This window comes from Salmonella sp. NW884 (assembly GCF_051700745.1).
Lineage (GTDB): Bacteria > Pseudomonadota > Gammaproteobacteria > Enterobacterales > Enterobacteriaceae > Salmonella > Salmonella enterica.
Window position 1 is genome coordinate 299,419 of record NZ_JAMMDE010000003.1, and the last position, 15,280, is coordinate 314,698.

Sequence of the window (15,280 nt, forward strand, 5' to 3'; positions counted from 1 at the left end):
CTACTCCCCCTTTATGCTGACATTAACGCCAACTTTGCGAATCTCATCGGCGCATCTGTTGATAATATTTCTGTGAAAATCACAAAAAATTTTCGCCGACTGTGGCCCTAACGGGTGAACATCTTGCGTACGCGGCAGTACAACCTGCCGCGCCTCCAGCTCGGCAATCCGCTTCTCTGCGGCTTCCAGCTCATCCAGCAGCGCTTCAGCAGCGATATATATTTCCTGTCTCTTACGGTCTGCCGGATCGTTGTAGTGGTCTTGCATGTAGCGGAACTCTTCACGCAGCACCTGTTTGTCGATGTTGCTCATTGGGCTACTCCTTTGCGAAGCTGGGCGGCGATACCTTCGAGAACGCCATCGGCGAATGAGCGATCAAAATCGCCTTCCGGCGCATCAGCCATAAATTCTGTGGAGGTCAGTATCATTCGTGCGATGTCCGCAGCGTTCTTTGCTGTGTCGTCGATAAATCCTGCATCCCATGCGGCCAGCATTCGGTTAGCAACAAAGTAAGCGCCTTCCTTGTGAGCCTGCGCCCGCATCTCCGCCAGAAAAGCGTCGGTGGCTGGGGTGCCTACCGACTTGCGAAGAATGTTATAGGCGGTCATCATGGCTCGTTCCGGGACGTCATCGTCAGAATAGAACGCATCAAGGCATGACATCATCGCTGCCAGCTTTGGCTCTTGGTATTTCAGCGTCTCATTCTCCGCGGCCAGTGCCGAAAACTTCTCGTGCGCCAACTTAACAACTGCATCACCCTGCTTAAGTGACTCCATTGCTTTATCGTTATCCTCCGCCAACGCCGCGTATTTAGCCTCAAGCTCCGCATAATCACTATGACGCACCATATCAGTACAGAATGATTCTCCTGTTATTAGTGGTGATAACTGGTCGCTGACAATCGTGTATATTTTCACTTCTTTCATTTCTTCCCACTCCGCCACATCGCATTCAGATATTTGTTTTGATTCACTGATGGAAAACTATTTCGCTTAAGCATTTCTTCGCGTGGGATATCGTTGATGGGTTTGAAGCGGTGTCGAATAATCATTTCAGATGGAAGGATTCCGGGGTCGTAGGACAAACCTCTCATGATGAATTCCTCAGTTATTGCTGATAGCGCCGTAACGCGAACGGTAATTTTTAAGGCGCGGGTCTATTTCAATGAATTTGGTGTAAGTGGCTTTTCGGAATGGTCGGATTGCTGTTTCGTTTATTCGGTCTTTTTCCTGTTTTTCTGCGAGTTGTATATCGCGTCGGTACATCCGTTCTGCTTTTGTTTCTGGTGGCAGATCGATAAACGTGTCGAAATTGTTTTTGATATTTTCCAGCACCTCCGCCTTGGAGCTACCGGAGCAGTTGCGCGGGTCATCCGCACCATACAGAGGTGCAGGCATAATTTACTCCAGGGTAGGTTATCCGAATAATGTGGTACGTATAGGGTTATTTCTTTCGTAAACGTGATAGCCTGCTTTTTACCGACTCTTCACTTCGCCCGAGAATTTTTGCTACATTTCTTTGTGTATAGCCTGATGAGATAAGCGTCTGCATTCTTTTGTCTTCGTCGTCGCTCCATCTTGGCTTAACGAATGCCGTTTTTAATGACAGTTTTTTTGCTATGTAATAAAACTGATTTATGTTTAGGCCCAGATATTCTGCTGCACGGCAAGCTACCATGCGACCGCAAACTGACTCCATCTCAGCTGGAGTTATGTTTAATCTTCTCATTAAGCCACCTGTTTAAGCTCATTTATTCTGATATTCATTACCTGAACGCATTTTGTCTGCGCATCATCGTGACCAGCCAATAATTGCCAGTCATGCTGATATCTCTCAATTAGCTTTTTCTTGTCAGTTTCTGTTGCTGCATAATCGCTGAAGTCTTTCAGGATTTGTTCGCAGTCAACCGATGGAGATTTCTGGTTGGTATTTTCTGGTGATGGTTGATTGCATGATGCTGGCATGGCCCAGTCCGGCAGCGATGGAGGGAGCCAGTAAAATCCTGTTCCATCCTTCAGTTTTGCCCTGTGCCATCCTTGTTTCTTATCTCTGGATATCTGCGCAAATCCTTCCTCAAGATTATACAGATACCGTCCTATTCCCCACTGAACGGCTGCGCGCTTCATTGCTCCTGAACGACCGCCTTTGACGGCTTCTACCTGCGTGTTTTCAGCGGCATCCCATTTAGTTACCCATTCGGAATCAATCTTGATTGATATTCCGCATTCAACGCCGCCATTGTTTGGAATATCGCGATATTCATTGCGCCATCCGGCCTTTCCGCAAACATCGTCCAGGCGTTTCATGATTGCCCTGTTCGTGACATAAGCCAGCACCATAGCCCATAACTTCCCATCGCGTGTTTTCCCGCTTTGCTGTATTCGCCACTCAATATCTTCAGCAGCGAACGGTTCATCTAACAGATCCAGATTCATGAGTAATACCCCGCAAATTCATCCCAGCTAATAATCGGATTCTGCCGTTCTGCGGCTAAGTTAATTTGCTGCTCCACTTCTTCCTCAATTTCAGGAGGAATGAGGGCAATAAACTCGTTATCATCAAAATCATGCAACATGACGCGCCTCCCATTCTTCGTCCTGCCACTTATCCCAACCAAGAGCTATTCCTGCAGCCCATGTATACGCATCAGACATTCCCTGTTTTGTATCCGGAAATACTTTCTCATATAGCTTGTTGAACTCCCTGTTTCCTTGCTGAACAAGAATTGTTCCGTTAACAGGCGTAATGGTCATGGCGTGGTACTCCTGGCTGATTAAGAATTTCACCGAGACGTTTCCATCCGGCCCGTAATTTTCTGGTGATACGCTCTAAAAGTGATTCATTAAGTTGGGCGATACCCATGACGGCACCGCCCGCGATAGCAAATGTCATCGTGGGACTCTCCATTTTCATTTATTGGCATAGCTAAAACGCCTCGATATGAAGCGCTGTGGATATGCGATAAAACAGCCGCACTCAGGCGGCTGTTGTTGTTTCTTCTTTCAGGCTTTCGATATATTCACGCGGGTCGTCGTAACACTGGCATTCGCTATACCAATCCACCCAGCGATCCGTAAGCTCCATTTCTTCCAAATCCTGGTCAGTAAGGCTCTCATCCCACATCTCAAGGCCGTTAGCGTTGCAGTAATCAGGTTTGATGTTGTTGTCATACTGAAATGCGTCATAATCAGCCAGTGCATCCATCACTCGCACACCCTCTTCAACACTTGCTACTTCTACAATGAATGGCTTCATAGGAACTTGCGGGATATGCCAGACACGTAATTTCATATTTCCTCCAGGTAAAAAGAATGCCGCCCATATAGAGCGGCAAATAACATCAAGGGATGATTTTTCGATTAACCAGAACGAGTCGTCGTCCTCGTTTGGTTACGAGCGATATTGCTCGCAATGCGGAATCACAGAATCCGCATTAAGTGCATCACTCACACTCTACAAACTCACCATCTTTATCCAGTTGATACCATGTATTCGGCATAATACCGTTCTCGCCAACCTTGCTTGCTCGAATATGAATTAACTCGCCATCTTCATCTCGATAGCAAAGCACAATAGCTCCGCCTTCAGATGCCCTGGCTTTTCCTTCTATTCCGAGTGATGCCGCTACGGATTGCGATCCAGACACTTCCGCTGCTGACCGGTCGCCAGTGTTGGTTGCTGCTGACCGGTCGCCAGTGTTGGTTGCTGCTGACCGGTCGCCAGTGTTGGTTGCTGCTGATCGGTTACCAGTGTTGGTTGCTGCTGACTGGTAGCCAGTGTTGGTTGCTGCTGACCAGTCGCCAGTGTTGGTTGCCGCTGACCGGTCGCCAGTGTTGGTTGCTGCTGATCGGTCGCCAGTGTTGGTTGCTGCTGACCGGTCGCCAGTGTTGGTTGCTGCTGACCAGTCGCCAGTGTTGGTTGCCGCTGACCGGTTGCCACACATGATCTGCTGCTCAAGAGACTTATCTATCTTGCTCCAAATCCATTCGATACCACGTTGAATGAACTGAGGAAGCGTTAACTCATCCTTAATTGTGATACTGGAACTGGCTATTTTAGTGTCACCTCCTTCTTCACTGTCTGTAATACCAAAAGATATTGTTTCCGCATAGCGGCTTTCTGCCGGCGGATAATAACTGAAAACATCGAAAGGACATTCACAGGCGTGAAATCCAGAACCGCAAGCCTCTACTTTTCCATCGTGATGGAAGGTTTCACCGATTGCAAACTGAAAGCCACGGCACTTTAGGTCTTTGTTAAATCCCTTGAATGTCACAATTTCTTTGGTCATGTTGTTATTCCTTAAATTTTGGCAATAAAAAAGGCCGCATTGCGACCTGATTAGATATTTGAAGTGAGATAAAAGAAGACCAACTATGTAGCCTTTAGTTTTTCCAGCTCTCTGGCAATCATTGCCGTGGTTCTGATTGCCCATTTATCGACAATCTTTCCATCTTCCCTAACAAGAGCCATTTCCTCAGGCTTCACCATGCATTCAGCATCAAGCTTGCAGCCTTTGCATTTCACAAAGCGACTACACCATTGGTTGGTATCAATAGTCGTAGTCATATTGGTAGTCCTGGTATTGTTCCATCACATCCTGAGGATGCTCTTCGAACTCTTCAAATTCGTCTTCCATATCTCATCTCAATCGTAATAATCCGGAATTGATTTTCCGCGCTGCTTCTGTACGGCGTGGATTTTATTTCCGAGCGGATTAGCATCGTGGTAGTAAATGCGATGATTTTTACTGTCTGCTGGTTTGCGTATCTCGTTCTCAAACACGATTGCAGCACGCTCAATTTGACGCTTGTACTCTTCCAGTTGCCAGAATGCATCTTTCGCCATGAACTGAAGTGATTTTGCGTCTTCAATACGCTTGGGCGTTTCGTGTTTTCCTTTGGCCTGAATCTGGGCGCGGCTAAGGGTAGGGCGGTGTAATACTTCTGAGCTTGCCGTTACCGCATTCTGAAGGGCTGCACGGCGCTCACGACGACGACCTGCTGCTGAACCATTGAAAACTGTTCTGCGCGTCATAGTGACCTCCTGATGAACTTTGGTGATGCGATGCCAGATGCTTATCTTCTGGTTGTCTCGATGGACTGCAATTCATCGCATCCCAAAGCTCACTTTGGTCGTTCCGGCTTTTCAGCCGCGTAGATTCATCACTGAATCGTTGTATGTTCACCATCCTGGTGAGTAGTGTGTCCTGTTGATGTGTTTAGTATACGTATAGTAAACATCATTGCAAATACATTTTGTATCCTCATAGTTGTTTTGTTTACATTATGTTGATTTTTAAAGTGATTTATTTTTTTAAATCCTCTATGCCATACTGTCCTGAACAAAAAACGAGCGAGGAATCTGTGTGAAAAGTGAGGATGAGTTCTTTGCGGAGCTTCACCCGCAAGTGGTTGAGGTTCTCGGTACTGCGCTGATGCAGGTACTGGTAGAGCAGCGCGAACCTTCGCGTGAAGCTTTGATAGAAATGATTCAGGTGCTGTGGCAGGAAGAGGATGTGGACTTGGCTGTAGAACTGGCTATTGATGTTCTGACACTGCCGAAAGAGTAGGGATCTTTGTGGTTACAAGGTGGCGGGCAAATGGATGAAATAGCTATGCGTTTGCGTAATTATCAATGAGTTACGTTGGCGGGCGAATTGTTTACGTAGGGATCGGCAGGCAGTGAACCCCAGCTCGGCGTCAGGGTTACTTTATGTAGTATTTAGAAAAAACGGCTATTAGAACAGTAATAACAAGGGCTATGACAATTTTCCAAGTCTGACCATTCAGCTCTTTGTGTAAATCTTCCTTTGTACACATTGTGGCCTTGATAACAGCTAGATCAGTGCTAATAGAAGCTATTTTCTCTTCCAATTTTTCTACACGTTTTAGCATGTCATCACCACCGCCATTGCCACCACCATGCCGTGAGTATGCATCATCAGTGAAGTGGTGTCCAATTTGGCGAGAGATGTCTTGATTTGGACGAAGCTGAGTAACGGTGTTATTGGAACTCATTGCGAACCACTCCAGCACGCTTAATATCGAAAAAAGAGCTTTTCACATCAATGATTTCTTTGGTGTCTGGATTAACCAGTGATGCTCTAACTTCAAATATTCCAGGGTTAATAATTTCAACCTTAGGAAACGTTATTTTTATGGATGCCGACACAACAGTTTCTCCATCACCAGCTTCTGCAACGGTGAAAAACATATGGTTGGAAAATTTCTTTGTATCAATTGGAATTGGTGTCTCATTGTCATTGAACACCTCGATGCCAACGGAGTATTTCTTGGCCGCTCTAAGACCGATAAAAAAAATACCGAATGACAAATCCACTTCATATGAGTCTTTTGCCATCTCATAGATGAGGACTGGGGCTCCTGATTTGCTGCCATCTATCGCGATCGGGATAACATAAGAAATACGTTCTTTAATCATTTGTATATCACCCAAACATCCCTTATCCATCATCACCCGAATATCTCATCAGGCCATTGGCTGGCTACAACCTTACCTACAACCCTGCATTGTTCGTTACATGGCATTATTGGGAACTGAGGGTTTAGCGGTTGTAGGAATACTTGTCCGCTGTCTTTGATGAGCTTCTTAAAAGTGAACTCATCACCACATAACCTTGCAATGCAAAAATCGCCTGGGTCTACAGGAACTTCTGGGTCTACAAGAATCAGCATTCCTTCAGGAAAGCTTGGTCGTGATCCCGCTGGAGCCGTCATTGAGTGGCCTTCAACTTCAAGCCAAAAAGATGAATCACTGGCTTTTTTGGTCGTACTAATCCAGCATTCTGCATCTCTCTCGGTGAATGTGCGAAATTCTGGTGTAAACATTCCAGCCTGAACGTGAGAGAAGAATGGGTATTCAAATTGAGGTTTAACAGGCTTTTGTTCTGTTGATTCTCCAACGCTAAAGGTTCCGTCAGCGTTGAACCTCACGTCTGTAACTCCAAGATATTGAAAAATTGCTCCAATTTCTTGTATTGATGGGTTCCTTCTTCCGTTAAGCCAATGACTAACAGCACCTTTGGTTACACCAAGGTGTTCAGCAACTTTATCCTGATTCAATCCAAGCTGATCAATCCTTTGCTTCGCTATGTCATACCAGTTCATTTTCATCCTTAAATTATACAATTTGTATCAAACAAGAACAGTCACAACTCGTAAACTATGTATTGCGATATTGAATACGATGTGTATACTTATTGGTGAGGAGGATCCTATGAATAATATTCGCAATTTTCGCGAGCGCTTCGGTTTAACGCAGGAAGATCTTGCGAAAGTACTCGGTTGTACGCGTGGTGCAGTTTGTCATTACGAGACAGGCAGAAGGGGAATGGACATCAATCTTTGTCGCGCTTTTATCAATGCGTTCAAAGAATACGGTTACGAACTAACCATAGACGATCTTTTTCCACCAAAGGCTGCGTAAGCAACACCACTTCCAACAACGGACATTCGTCCTACGTCGCTGAAAAGCGAACTCCAGATAACAAATCAACCACAGGTTTATGCGCCAGTGCGCATAGCCACAACTAACTATTAACTACAGGAAATACTAAGTAATGGAACTCACAAATCACAGCAAAAAGATACGCGAAGTGGAAACAGAGCTTCGCGCCCGACTCGTATCAATGGGTCAGACAAATTTTGCAAAGATGGCGGGATGGTCTGATTCAAAAGTAAGCCGCCTGAACATTCAGGATATGGCGGTGACGTTCGTTCTTCTGGAGAAGGTATGGGAGACGAGTTTAATCAGGGAAGTAGCAAGGCAAGCGGTGGAAGCTGTGATGCCGAGAAATAAAAAACGCCCGGCGGCAACCGAGCGTTCTGACCAAATCCAGATGGATTTCTAAGGGCATCAGGAGAGGTAATTATGACAAAACGTAGTAAGAAATACCAGGAAAAAGAAGAGATTCGACATCCTGATTCACCTGAGGGATTAGTGGTAGCCGCAGCAAATAACAGGGCGTTCGCAGAGCGCCTTGTTGGTGTTTACAGACTAGCCAAAGCAGGAGTGAAACATGGGCGTCGTTAAGTTAGCAGACTACAGACCGTTAGAACCGGTCGTGGAGCGTAATGTGGCAGATCTCGATGATGGTTACGCCAGACTATCAAATATGCTGCTTGAGGCTTATTCAGGTGCAGATCTGACCAAGCGACATTTTAAAGTGCTGCTTGCCATTCTGCGTAAAACCTATGGGTGGAATAAACCAATGGACAGAATCACCGATTCTCAACTTAGCGAGATTACAAAGTTACCCGTCAAACGGTGCAATGAGGCCAAGTTAGAACTCGTCAGAATGAATATTATCAAGCAGCAAGGCGGCATGTTTGGACCAAATAAAAACATCTCAGAATGGCGCATCCCTCAAAATGAGGGAATATCCCTCAAAACAGGGGATAAAACATCCCTCAATTTGAGGGAGTGTTATCCCTCAAAACAGGGGGACACAAAAGACACTATTCAAAAGAAAGAAATACAAGATAAAAACATTATGTCCGAAAGCGTTCGGACGGAGTGTGAAAAATCATCTGGCCGTCACGAAGAAACCGATAAGGCATTCGAGGAAATATTCTGGTGTGCCGGTATGCGGAAAGCCGGGAAGAAAAACGCAGCTTCGGCATTCAGAACACAGTTCAGGGAATGGCGTAAAACTACCAGGGGTACGGCAAGCGAGTTTGCCACGATGCTGGCAGAAGACATCGCATGCAGGAATGGTAAGCAGTTCGGATTCGACAGGTTGTTACCATCAAGCTACCTGAACGGTCAGCGCTGGAACGACGAAAAGCCAGAAACAATTCAACCACAATCCAAACCATCATCCGCAATCACCGTATCGAAAACTGGCTACGTGTTTTTCGACAGGTGAATCATGAAATCCAGAATCAAATCGTTACTTATCGCTGGCTATAACCATGGCTGGCTTAGTTCTGCATTCGTTGAGTTCTGGTTTAACCGTCTCGATCTGAGGTCAGCGTAATGACTCCAAGTGAACTGAGCGACCTGCTATGGGCGCAGGTTGACAGGGTGGCTCCGCACCTGTTGCCAAACGGCAAGAAAGATGGGCATGAGTGGGTTGCCGGCAACGTCAACGGTGACAAGGGGAACAGCCTTAAGGTTAACCTTAGCGGTAAGAAAAAATGGGCTGATTTCGCTGAGGGCGACGGCGGTGACATGCTTGATTTGTGGATGGCCTGTCGGGGAATAAATCTGCATCAGGCTATGCAGGAGGCAAAGGCATTTCTCGGTATCAAGGATGATGATCACCATTTCGACGCCAGACGTGAGAAGAAATTTTCCAGACCTGACCGCAAGAAAATCGTCCGTTACGTTACCAGAACAGAATCCCATCTTGAGTACCTGCAATCGCGTGGCATATCTCCAGAAGTCGTAAAGCGGTACGAGGTTGTCAGCGGCAAGGTGTGGAATGGAGAGCGAGAACTGGATGCTTTGGTGCTTCCGTACAAACGCGATGGTGAGTTGTTGCAGGTCAAGAGAATCAGCACCGAACGTCCGGACGGGAAGAAAGTCATCATGGCAGAAGGTGACTGTGAACCCTGTCTGTTCGGATGGCAGGCTCTCGATGCTGGCGTGAGGGCGGTTGTGCTTTGCGAAGGCGAAATTGATTGCATGAGCTATGCGCAATACGGAATTCCGGCGCTATCTGTCCCGTTCGGTGGCGGGAAAGGCGCTAAGCAACAGTGGATTGAGTTTGAATACCATAACCTCGACAGGTTTGAAGAAATATTCATTTCGATGGACGGTGATGATGTTGGTCGTGAAGCTGCAAGGGAAATCGCAAGCCGACTCGGTGAACATCGCTGCCGTCTGGTTACACTGCCGCACAAAGATATCAACGAATGCCTGATGAACGGCGTCGCTGAGGATGAAATCTGGCAGTACATCGGTACAGCGTCATATTTCGACCCCGAAGAGCTTTACAGCGCCCGTGAGTTTTATCAGGACACCATCAATGCTTTCTACGGCAAGCAGCAGTATCTGTTTAACCCACCGTGGGAAACGCTGGCTTACAACTTCCAGTTCCGTGAGGCGGAGTTAACGCTTGTCAATGGCGTGAACGGTCACGGAAAAACGGAGGTTGTCGGGCATATGGCACTTGAGGCCATGAGACAGGGGATAAAAACATGCGTCGCATCGCTTGAACTGAAGCCCGGGATTCTGCTTAAACGCCTGACCCGGCAGTCTACATGTTGCAAAATGCCGCCAGTTCTGGAAATCGAATCAGCATTTAAGTTTTACGATGACCGGCTCTGGTTATTTGGCCTGACAGGTACGGCCAAGGCGGAACGCCTGATTGAAATTTTCACATATGCCAGACGGCGATACGGCATCCAGTTATTCATCATCGACAGCCTCATGAAGTGCGGGATTGGCGATGACGATTACAACGGGCAAAAGGCGTTTGTTGACGCGCTGTGCGACTTCAAGAATAAAACCAACTCTCACATTATCCTCGTCACTCACTCCAGAAAGGGAGACAGCGAGGAGAAACCTACCGGAAAGATGGACGTAAAAGGCTCAGGAGCGATTACAGACCTGACAGATAACCTATTTATCATCTGGCGCAATAAAGCTCGCGAGAGAGCGTTACAGCGCGTTCAGGCTGGCGAGCAAATTAACGAGAAAGACCAGCAACTTCTTGCTGCGCCCGCATCTGTTTTAATGCTTGAGAAGCAGCGAAACGGGGAAGGGTGGGAAGGCGGTGTGCCGTTATTTCTTGACGAGCAGTCTCACCAGTTCCTGCAAATGGAAGGTGCGTCACCATACAACTACATAGCTAACATGCCGAAGTCGGAGTATGACGAAGTGTGGAGGCAGGAGAATGTTACGGAGTACTGAATGAACAACCAAATAATACCTGAAATGCTTTTGAATCCCCGCTTCATTGCTGTTTTGAACAGATGTATCGACGAAGAAGAGCTCATTATGCAATTTGAAAGGTTGTCAGGTGTCACTCGACCACCAAAGGGGCAACATCCAATAGAGCTGATGGTTGATAAAGCGACAGGATTTTCTGATGAGCAGTGGAAACGGTTTTTTGAGGCATTTATCCCGTTCGTCTATGAGTTTATATGGCTCACATGGAGAGACCGTGACAATGAGGAGTGCTGGCAATGACCATCTACATCACTGAGCTAGTAACAGGCCTGCTGGTAATCGCAGGCCTTTTTATTTGGTGGAGAGGGAAGACATGAAAAAACTAACCTTTGAAATTCGATCCCCAGCACATCAGCAAAATGCCATTCACGCAGTACAGCAAATCCTTCCAGACCCAACCAAACCAATCGTAGTAACCATTCAGGAACGCAACCGCAGCTTAGACCAAAATCGGAAGCTTTGGGCTTGCCTTGGTGATGTCTCACGTCAGGTTAACTGGCATGGACGATGGCTGGATGCAGAAAGCTGGAAGTGTGTGTTTACCGCAGCATTAAAGCAGCAGGACGTTGTCCCTAACCTTGCCGGGAATGGCTTTGTGGTAATAGGCCAGTCAACCAGCAGGATGCGTGTAAGCGAATTTGCGGAGCTATTAGAGCTTATACAGGCATTCGGTACAGAGCGCGGCGTTAAGTGGTCAGACGAAGCCCGGTTAGCACTGGAATGGAAAGCGAGGTTTGGAGACGCCGCATGAAACACTGCTACCGCTGCGGAGAAAGCAAAGACGATTATCGATTCCGGCCAAATCAACCTTATTGGCACCAATGGTGTATCAGATGTGAGCGGTCGCCAGTGGGTAATTTCCCGCTGCCAGAGACGAAGGAGGACGTATGGCACGACAGCGACGAAGTATCACCGACATAATCTGCGAAAACTGCAAATACCTACCAACGAAACGCTCCAGAAATAAACCAAAGCCAATCCCAAAAGAATCTGACGTAAAAACCTTCAATTACACGGCTCACCTGTGGGATATCCGGTGGCTTAGAGAGCGCGCGAGGAAAACGCGATGATTGACCCCAATCGAAGTTACGAACAAGAAAGTGTCGAGCGAGCTTTAACGTGCGCTAACTGCGGTCAGAAGCTGCATGTGCTGGAAGTTCATGTGTGTGAGCACTGCTGCGCAGAACTGATGAGCGATCCGAATAACTCAATGTACGAGGAAGAAGACGATGAATAGCGTCAAGTCATATTCACCCAGAGAGCAGGACTACATCAGGCGTGTAGCTGGTAAGGTTCCTGCAGACGTTATGGCTGCAGCCATTGGAAGAACCAGAAACAGCCTGGTTAACTGGGCTAATCGCCATGGAATAAGCCTGAGAGTTCCTTATGGAATACTTAAAAAGCACTGGCCTGAATATGCTGAAAAAATGACAAAAGGTGGACACAATGGCGCTAAAGAGAGATAAGTTTGATGACGTTTTCTCCCAACTGGTTAGGGAGCGAACGGACTGGCAATGCGATTACTGCGGACGATCATTTCACCACGAAAGACAAAAACTCCACTGTTCCCACTTCAAATCCCGACGACACAAAGCCACCAGATACCATCCCTATAACGCCTTCGCCCACTGCGTTGGCTGTCACCGAAAACTTGAAGAAGACCCATACGAATTCACCGCGCATGCGGAGATTGTCTATGGGGAGATGACAATAGAGCGTGTAGCGCGTCTGGCGTGTGTTCCTGTGCGCTTAAAGACATGGCAGATGGATGAGCTATACCAGCACATGAAGAACGAACTGAAGCGGTTACAGGAGCTAAGGGCGCATGGTGTTACAGGGCGCATCGATTTCACATTACCAGACTGGTATCAGGACGGAATTCAACTCCGCATGGGGGAATCTCAATGTGCAGCATAACCAGCATTAACCAGGCGAAACAGCAGCGTGAACGTGACGAAGCTGAATTGCGCAGCGTCAGAGAGATGACGGAGCAACACCAGAAGGCAATGGATTATCTGCATGAGCGAGAGCGTGAACTGGTGAACCGGCTTGGATTGAACAAGCCGGCGGGAGGCGACGCTGCATGAGACTCGAAAGCGTAGCTAAATTTCATTCGCCAAAAAGCCCGATGATGAGCGACTCACCACGGGCCACGGCTTCTGACTCTCTTTCCGGTACTGATGTGATGGCTGCTATGGGGATGGCGCAATCACAAGCCGGATTCGGAATGGCTGCATTCTGCGGTAAGCATGAACTCAGCCAGAACGACAAACAAAAGTCTATCAACTATCTGATGCAATTTGCACACAAGGTATCGGGGAAATACCGTGGCGTTGCAAAGCTTGAAGGAAATACTAAGGCAAAGGTACTGCAAGTGCTCGCAACATTCGCTTATGCGGATTATTGCCGTAGTGCAGCGACGCCGGGCGCAAGATGCAGAGATTGCCACGGTACAGGCCGTGCGGTTGATATAGCCAAAACAGAGCAGTGGGGGAGAGTTGTTGAGAAAGAGTGCGGAAGATGCAAAGGTGTCGGCTATTCAAGAATGCCAGCAAGCGCCGCATATCGCGCCATAACGATGCTAATCCCAAACCTTACCCAACCCACCTGGTCACGCACTGTTAAGCCGCTGTATGACGCTTTGGTGGTGCAATGCCACAAGGAAGAGTCAATCGCAGACAATATTTTGAATGCAGTCACGCGTTAATAGCATGATTGCCACGGATGGCAACATATTAACATCATGATATTGACTTTTTGAATAAAGTTGGGTAAATTTGACTCAACGATGGATAAATGCACTCGTTAAATAAAGCCCTGAGTTTAACCGCTCGGGGATTTTCGCGTTTTAAGCACGACATTTCTGAAAGCGCCCTATCACCAATAACCAGAACACATCCAGATACCCTTGCTCATTCGTGGCGACGGGGTAGGGCGTTTTACACAAAAGAAAACCCAGCACTATGGCTGGGATTCGTGAAAATGGGCGGCAAGAGACTGCGCTAACAGCCTCCTGCCTGATTTGCTCATGCCATTAGTCACGAACAAACCACGTTACTAATCACTGTATCCTGGATTTGTTCTATCAGTAATCGACCTTATTCCTAATTAAATAGAGCAAATCCCCTCAATGAAGGGGTAGAGCATGTACCGTATGGACAAAATCAGAGAATGGTTCAGTTACAGCTTCGGAGGACTGACTGCGATGGGTGGCATTCTCTCCCTGAATGACTGGGCTGTCATCATTGGTATTCTTTGTACTGTCGGCACATTTGGCATCAACTGGTACTACAAACGCAAAGAGCGTGAGGACAGATTGAATGGCAATGTCACCGGCACTACGAAATAGCGTAATGGCGGCGATAAGTGGCGGGGCTATTGCTATAGCATCTGTGTTAATCACTGGCCCCGGTGGTAACGATGGTCTGGAAGGTGTCAGATACAAACCATATAAGGACGTAGTCGGTGTGTTGACTGTGTGTTATGGCCACACCGGAAAAGACATCATGCCTGGTAAAACGTATACCGAAGCAGAATGCAAAGCCCTCCTGAATAAAGACCTTATCACTGTCGCCAGACAAATTAACCCGTACATCAAAGTAGATATACCGGAAACAACGCGCGGCGCTCTTTACTCGTTCGTTTACAATGTGGGCGCAGGCAATTTCAGAACATCGACGCTTCTTCGCAAAATCAATCAGGGTGATATCAAAGGTGCATGTGATCAGCTACGTCGCTGGACATACGCTGGCGGTAAGCAATGGAAAGGCCTGATGACTCGTCGTGAGGTTGAGCGTGATGTCTGTTTGTGGGGTAAGCAATGAGCAGATTAACCTCGATTATCTCCGCTCTGGTTATCTGCATCATCGTCTGCCTGTCATGGGCTGTTAATCATTATCGTGATAACGCCATCACCTACAAAGTCCAGCGCGACACTGTTACTCAAAAGCTGGCGCTGGCGAACGCGACAATTACCGATATGCAAACGCGCCAGCGTGATGTAGCAGAACTTGACGCCAGATACACAAAGGAGCTTGCTGATGCGAAAGCTGAGAATGATGCTCTTCGGCGCAAGCTTGATAATGGTGGTCGGGTGCTCGTCAAAGGAAAATGCCCTGTGTCATCCTCAGCCGAAACCTCCAGCGCCTCCGGCATGGGCAATGATGCCACCGTCGAACTCTCTCCAGTTGCTGGACGAAACGTTCTCGGTATCCGGGACGGAATCATCAGCGACCAAGCAGCACTGAGAACGCTTCAGGAGTACATCAGGACGCAATGCCTGAAGTAATTTCCATCACATAGAAATTTAACAAGTGACTTTCAGGAAAATGCCTCGCATTTGCGGGGCTTTTTTACATCT

General features: G+C 47.3%; 33 protein-coding genes. 17 read left to right on the forward strand and 16 right to left on the reverse strand.

Going from position 1 to position 15,280, the window contains the following annotated elements; genetic code table 11:
• The 13 genes from NA197_RS09415 to NA197_RS09475 all read right to left on the reverse strand — a co-directional run bounded on the left by NA197_RS09415 (position 1) and on the right by NA197_RS09475 (position 5,037).
• The gene (locus NA197_RS09415) at positions 1-312 is read right to left on the reverse strand and encodes an ead/Ea22-like family protein (RefSeq protein ID WP_065314766.1); all 312 of its coding nucleotides are present in this window, start codon (positions 310-312) and stop codon (positions 1-3) included.
• Positions 309-926: a hypothetical protein gene (locus NA197_RS09420; protein WP_060644596.1), complete on the reverse strand. Its 618-nt coding sequence runs from the start codon at positions 924-926 to the stop codon at positions 309-311. The genes NA197_RS09415 and NA197_RS09420 overlap by 4 nt, the downstream gene beginning before the upstream one ends.
• On the reverse strand, positions 923-1,093 hold the full coding sequence (locus NA197_RS09425; RefSeq protein ID WP_072222367.1) for a DUF2737 family protein: 171 nt from the start codon (positions 1,091-1,093) through the stop codon (positions 923-925). Before NA197_RS09425 ends, NA197_RS09420 begins: the two co-directional genes overlap by 4 nt.
• Before the next feature lie 10 nt (positions 1,094-1,103).
• Positions 1,104-1,397 carry a phage anti-RecBCD protein gene (locus tag NA197_RS09430; protein ID WP_020899486.1) on the reverse strand — a complete coding sequence of 98 codons (294 nt, stop codon included), beginning with the start codon at positions 1,395-1,397 and terminating at the stop codon, positions 1,104-1,106.
• 46 nt (positions 1,398-1,443) lie between these two features.
• The gene (locus NA197_RS09435) at positions 1,444-1,728 is read right to left on the reverse strand and encodes a sigma-70 family RNA polymerase sigma factor (RefSeq protein WP_064042979.1); all 285 of its coding nucleotides are present in this window, start codon (positions 1,726-1,728) and stop codon (positions 1,444-1,446) included.
• Positions 1,728-2,435 carry a Rad52/Rad22 family DNA repair protein gene (locus NA197_RS09440; protein ID WP_001046968.1) on the reverse strand — a complete coding sequence of 236 codons (708 nt, stop codon included), beginning with the start codon at positions 2,433-2,435 and terminating at the stop codon, positions 1,728-1,730. The genes NA197_RS09435 and NA197_RS09440 overlap by 1 nt, the downstream gene beginning before the upstream one ends.
• Positions 2,432-2,575: a hypothetical protein gene (locus tag NA197_RS09445; RefSeq protein ID WP_000902092.1), complete on the reverse strand. Its 144-nt coding sequence runs from the start codon at positions 2,573-2,575 to the stop codon at positions 2,432-2,434. The genes NA197_RS09440 and NA197_RS09445 overlap by 4 nt, the downstream gene beginning before the upstream one ends.
• Positions 2,565-2,753: a DUF5444 family protein gene (locus NA197_RS09450; RefSeq protein ID WP_000156731.1), complete on the reverse strand. Its 189-nt coding sequence runs from the start codon at positions 2,751-2,753 to the stop codon at positions 2,565-2,567. The genes NA197_RS09445 and NA197_RS09450 overlap by 11 nt, the downstream gene beginning before the upstream one ends.
• Positions 2,734-2,892: a protease FtsH-inhibitory lysogeny factor CIII gene (locus tag NA197_RS09455; RefSeq protein ID WP_000141641.1), complete on the reverse strand. Its 159-nt coding sequence runs from the start codon at positions 2,890-2,892 to the stop codon at positions 2,734-2,736. The genes NA197_RS09450 and NA197_RS09455 overlap by 20 nt, the downstream gene beginning before the upstream one ends.
• A gap of 84 nt (positions 2,893-2,976) precedes the next feature.
• Entirely contained in the window at positions 2,977-3,291 is a 315-nt protein-coding gene (locus tag NA197_RS09460; protein ID WP_000776963.1) for a Superinfection exclusion protein, read from the reverse strand.
• Positions 3,292-3,442: 151 nt separating this feature from the next.
• On the reverse strand, positions 3,443-4,291 hold the full coding sequence (locus tag NA197_RS09465) for a DUF7666 domain-containing protein (RefSeq protein WP_371062094.1): 849 nt from the start codon (positions 4,289-4,291) through the stop codon (positions 3,443-3,445).
• An 83-nt stretch (positions 4,292-4,374) separates the two neighbouring features.
• Complete coding sequence (locus NA197_RS09470) at positions 4,375-4,569, reverse strand: antirestriction Ral family protein (protein ID WP_000213981.1); 195 nt, start codon at positions 4,567-4,569, stop codon at positions 4,375-4,377.
• Positions 4,570-4,647: 78 nt separating this feature from the next.
• Complete coding sequence (locus tag NA197_RS09475) at positions 4,648-5,037, reverse strand: hypothetical protein (RefSeq protein ID WP_046722388.1); 390 nt, start codon at positions 5,035-5,037, stop codon at positions 4,648-4,650.
• A 331-nt stretch (positions 5,038-5,368) separates the two neighbouring features.
• Between NA197_RS09475 and NA197_RS09480 the strand changes: the two genes are divergently transcribed.
• The gene (locus tag NA197_RS09480; RefSeq protein ID WP_000834165.1) at positions 5,369-5,572 is read left to right on the forward strand and encodes a hypothetical protein; all 204 of its coding nucleotides are present in this window, start codon (positions 5,369-5,371) and stop codon (positions 5,570-5,572) included.
• A 136-nt stretch (positions 5,573-5,708) separates the two neighbouring features.
• On the opposite strand, the gene NA197_RS09485 is transcribed toward NA197_RS09480, so the two are convergent.
• From NA197_RS09485 to NA197_RS09495, 3 genes are read right to left on the reverse strand one after another with little or no spacing between them, the layout of a single operon-like run.
• Positions 5,709-6,020: a hypothetical protein gene (locus NA197_RS09485; protein ID WP_000097748.1), complete on the reverse strand. Its 312-nt coding sequence runs from the start codon at positions 6,018-6,020 to the stop codon at positions 5,709-5,711.
• Positions 6,007-6,477 (reverse strand): hypothetical protein, encoded by a 471-nt coding sequence (locus NA197_RS09490; protein ID WP_000968836.1) that lies wholly within the window; start codon positions 6,475-6,477, stop codon positions 6,007-6,009. The genes NA197_RS09485 and NA197_RS09490 overlap by 14 nt, the downstream gene beginning before the upstream one ends.
• The gene (locus tag NA197_RS09495; RefSeq protein WP_001104735.1) at positions 6,477-7,130 is read right to left on the reverse strand and encodes a LexA family protein; all 654 of its coding nucleotides are present in this window, start codon (positions 7,128-7,130) and stop codon (positions 6,477-6,479) included. Before NA197_RS09495 ends, NA197_RS09490 begins: the two co-directional genes overlap by 1 nt.
• 109 nt (positions 7,131-7,239) lie before the next feature.
• On the opposite strand from NA197_RS09495, the gene NA197_RS09500 reads away from it, so the two are divergent.
• The 16 genes from NA197_RS09500 to NA197_RS09575 all read left to right on the forward strand — a co-directional run bounded on the left by NA197_RS09500 (position 7,240) and on the right by NA197_RS09575 (position 15,208).
• On the forward strand, positions 7,240-7,449 hold the full coding sequence (locus tag NA197_RS09500) for a helix-turn-helix transcriptional regulator (protein ID WP_001059982.1): 210 nt from the start codon (positions 7,240-7,242) through the stop codon (positions 7,447-7,449).
• Between the two features lie 133 nt (positions 7,450-7,582).
• Entirely contained in the window at positions 7,583-7,873 is a 291-nt protein-coding gene (locus NA197_RS09505; RefSeq protein WP_000424138.1) for a CII family transcriptional regulator, read from the forward strand.
• Positions 7,874-7,893: 20 nt separating this feature from the next.
• A complete protein-coding gene (locus NA197_RS09510; RefSeq protein ID WP_000166968.1) occupies positions 7,894-8,055 on the forward strand; it encodes a hypothetical protein in 162 nt (53 codons plus the stop codon).
• Positions 8,042-8,890 carry a replication protein gene (locus tag NA197_RS09515; protein WP_015995303.1) on the forward strand — a complete coding sequence of 283 codons (849 nt, stop codon included), beginning with the start codon at positions 8,042-8,044 and terminating at the stop codon, positions 8,888-8,890. The genes NA197_RS09510 and NA197_RS09515 overlap by 14 nt, the downstream gene beginning before the upstream one ends.
• Positions 8,891-9,000: 110 nt before the next feature.
• Entirely contained in the window at positions 9,001-10,881 is a 1,881-nt protein-coding gene (locus NA197_RS09520; protein WP_015995304.1) for a toprim domain-containing protein, read from the forward strand.
• A complete protein-coding gene (locus NA197_RS09525) occupies positions 10,882-11,160 on the forward strand; it encodes a hypothetical protein (protein ID WP_001064628.1) in 279 nt (92 codons plus the stop codon). It begins immediately after the preceding gene.
• Between the two features lie 73 nt (positions 11,161-11,233).
• A complete protein-coding gene (locus NA197_RS09530; protein ID WP_000736922.1) occupies positions 11,234-11,671 on the forward strand; it encodes a recombination protein NinB in 438 nt (145 codons plus the stop codon).
• Entirely contained in the window at positions 11,668-11,841 is a 174-nt protein-coding gene (gene ninD, locus NA197_RS09535) for a protein NinD (protein WP_000679702.1), read from the forward strand. Before NA197_RS09530 ends, ninD begins: the two co-directional genes overlap by 4 nt.
• Complete coding sequence (locus NA197_RS09540; protein ID WP_000113766.1) at positions 11,808-11,990, forward strand: NinE family protein; 183 nt, start codon at positions 11,808-11,810, stop codon at positions 11,988-11,990. The genes ninD and NA197_RS09540 overlap by 34 nt, the downstream gene beginning before the upstream one ends.
• Complete coding sequence (locus tag NA197_RS09545; protein ID WP_015995306.1) at positions 11,987-12,157, forward strand: protein NinF; 171 nt, start codon at positions 11,987-11,989, stop codon at positions 12,155-12,157. Before NA197_RS09540 ends, NA197_RS09545 begins: the two co-directional genes overlap by 4 nt.
• Positions 12,150-12,386, forward strand: a complete 237-nt coding sequence (locus NA197_RS09550; protein WP_015995307.1) for a hypothetical protein — start codon at positions 12,150-12,152, stop codon at positions 12,384-12,386. Before NA197_RS09545 ends, NA197_RS09550 begins: the two co-directional genes overlap by 8 nt.
• A 438-nt stretch (positions 12,387-12,824) precedes the next feature.
• Positions 12,825-13,007, forward strand: a complete 183-nt coding sequence (locus NA197_RS09555) for a hypothetical protein (protein ID WP_015995309.1) — start codon at positions 12,825-12,827, stop codon at positions 13,005-13,007.
• Positions 13,004-13,627 carry an antitermination protein Q gene (locus NA197_RS09560; protein ID WP_438796684.1) on the forward strand — a complete coding sequence of 208 codons (624 nt, stop codon included), beginning with the start codon at positions 13,004-13,006 and terminating at the stop codon, positions 13,625-13,627. The genes NA197_RS09555 and NA197_RS09560 overlap by 4 nt, the downstream gene beginning before the upstream one ends.
• Positions 13,628-14,065: 438 nt before the next feature.
• Positions 14,066-14,269: a phage holin family protein gene (locus NA197_RS09565; protein WP_000286100.1), complete on the forward strand. Its 204-nt coding sequence runs from the start codon at positions 14,066-14,068 to the stop codon at positions 14,267-14,269.
• On the forward strand, positions 14,247-14,744 hold the full coding sequence (locus tag NA197_RS09570; protein WP_024136257.1) for a lysozyme: 498 nt from the start codon (positions 14,247-14,249) through the stop codon (positions 14,742-14,744). Before NA197_RS09565 ends, NA197_RS09570 begins: the two co-directional genes overlap by 23 nt.
• Positions 14,741-15,208, forward strand: a complete 468-nt coding sequence (locus tag NA197_RS09575) for a lysis protein (RefSeq protein ID WP_001687043.1) — start codon at positions 14,741-14,743, stop codon at positions 15,206-15,208. Before NA197_RS09570 ends, NA197_RS09575 begins: the two co-directional genes overlap by 4 nt.
• The last annotated feature ends 72 nt before the right edge of the window (positions 15,209-15,280 follow it).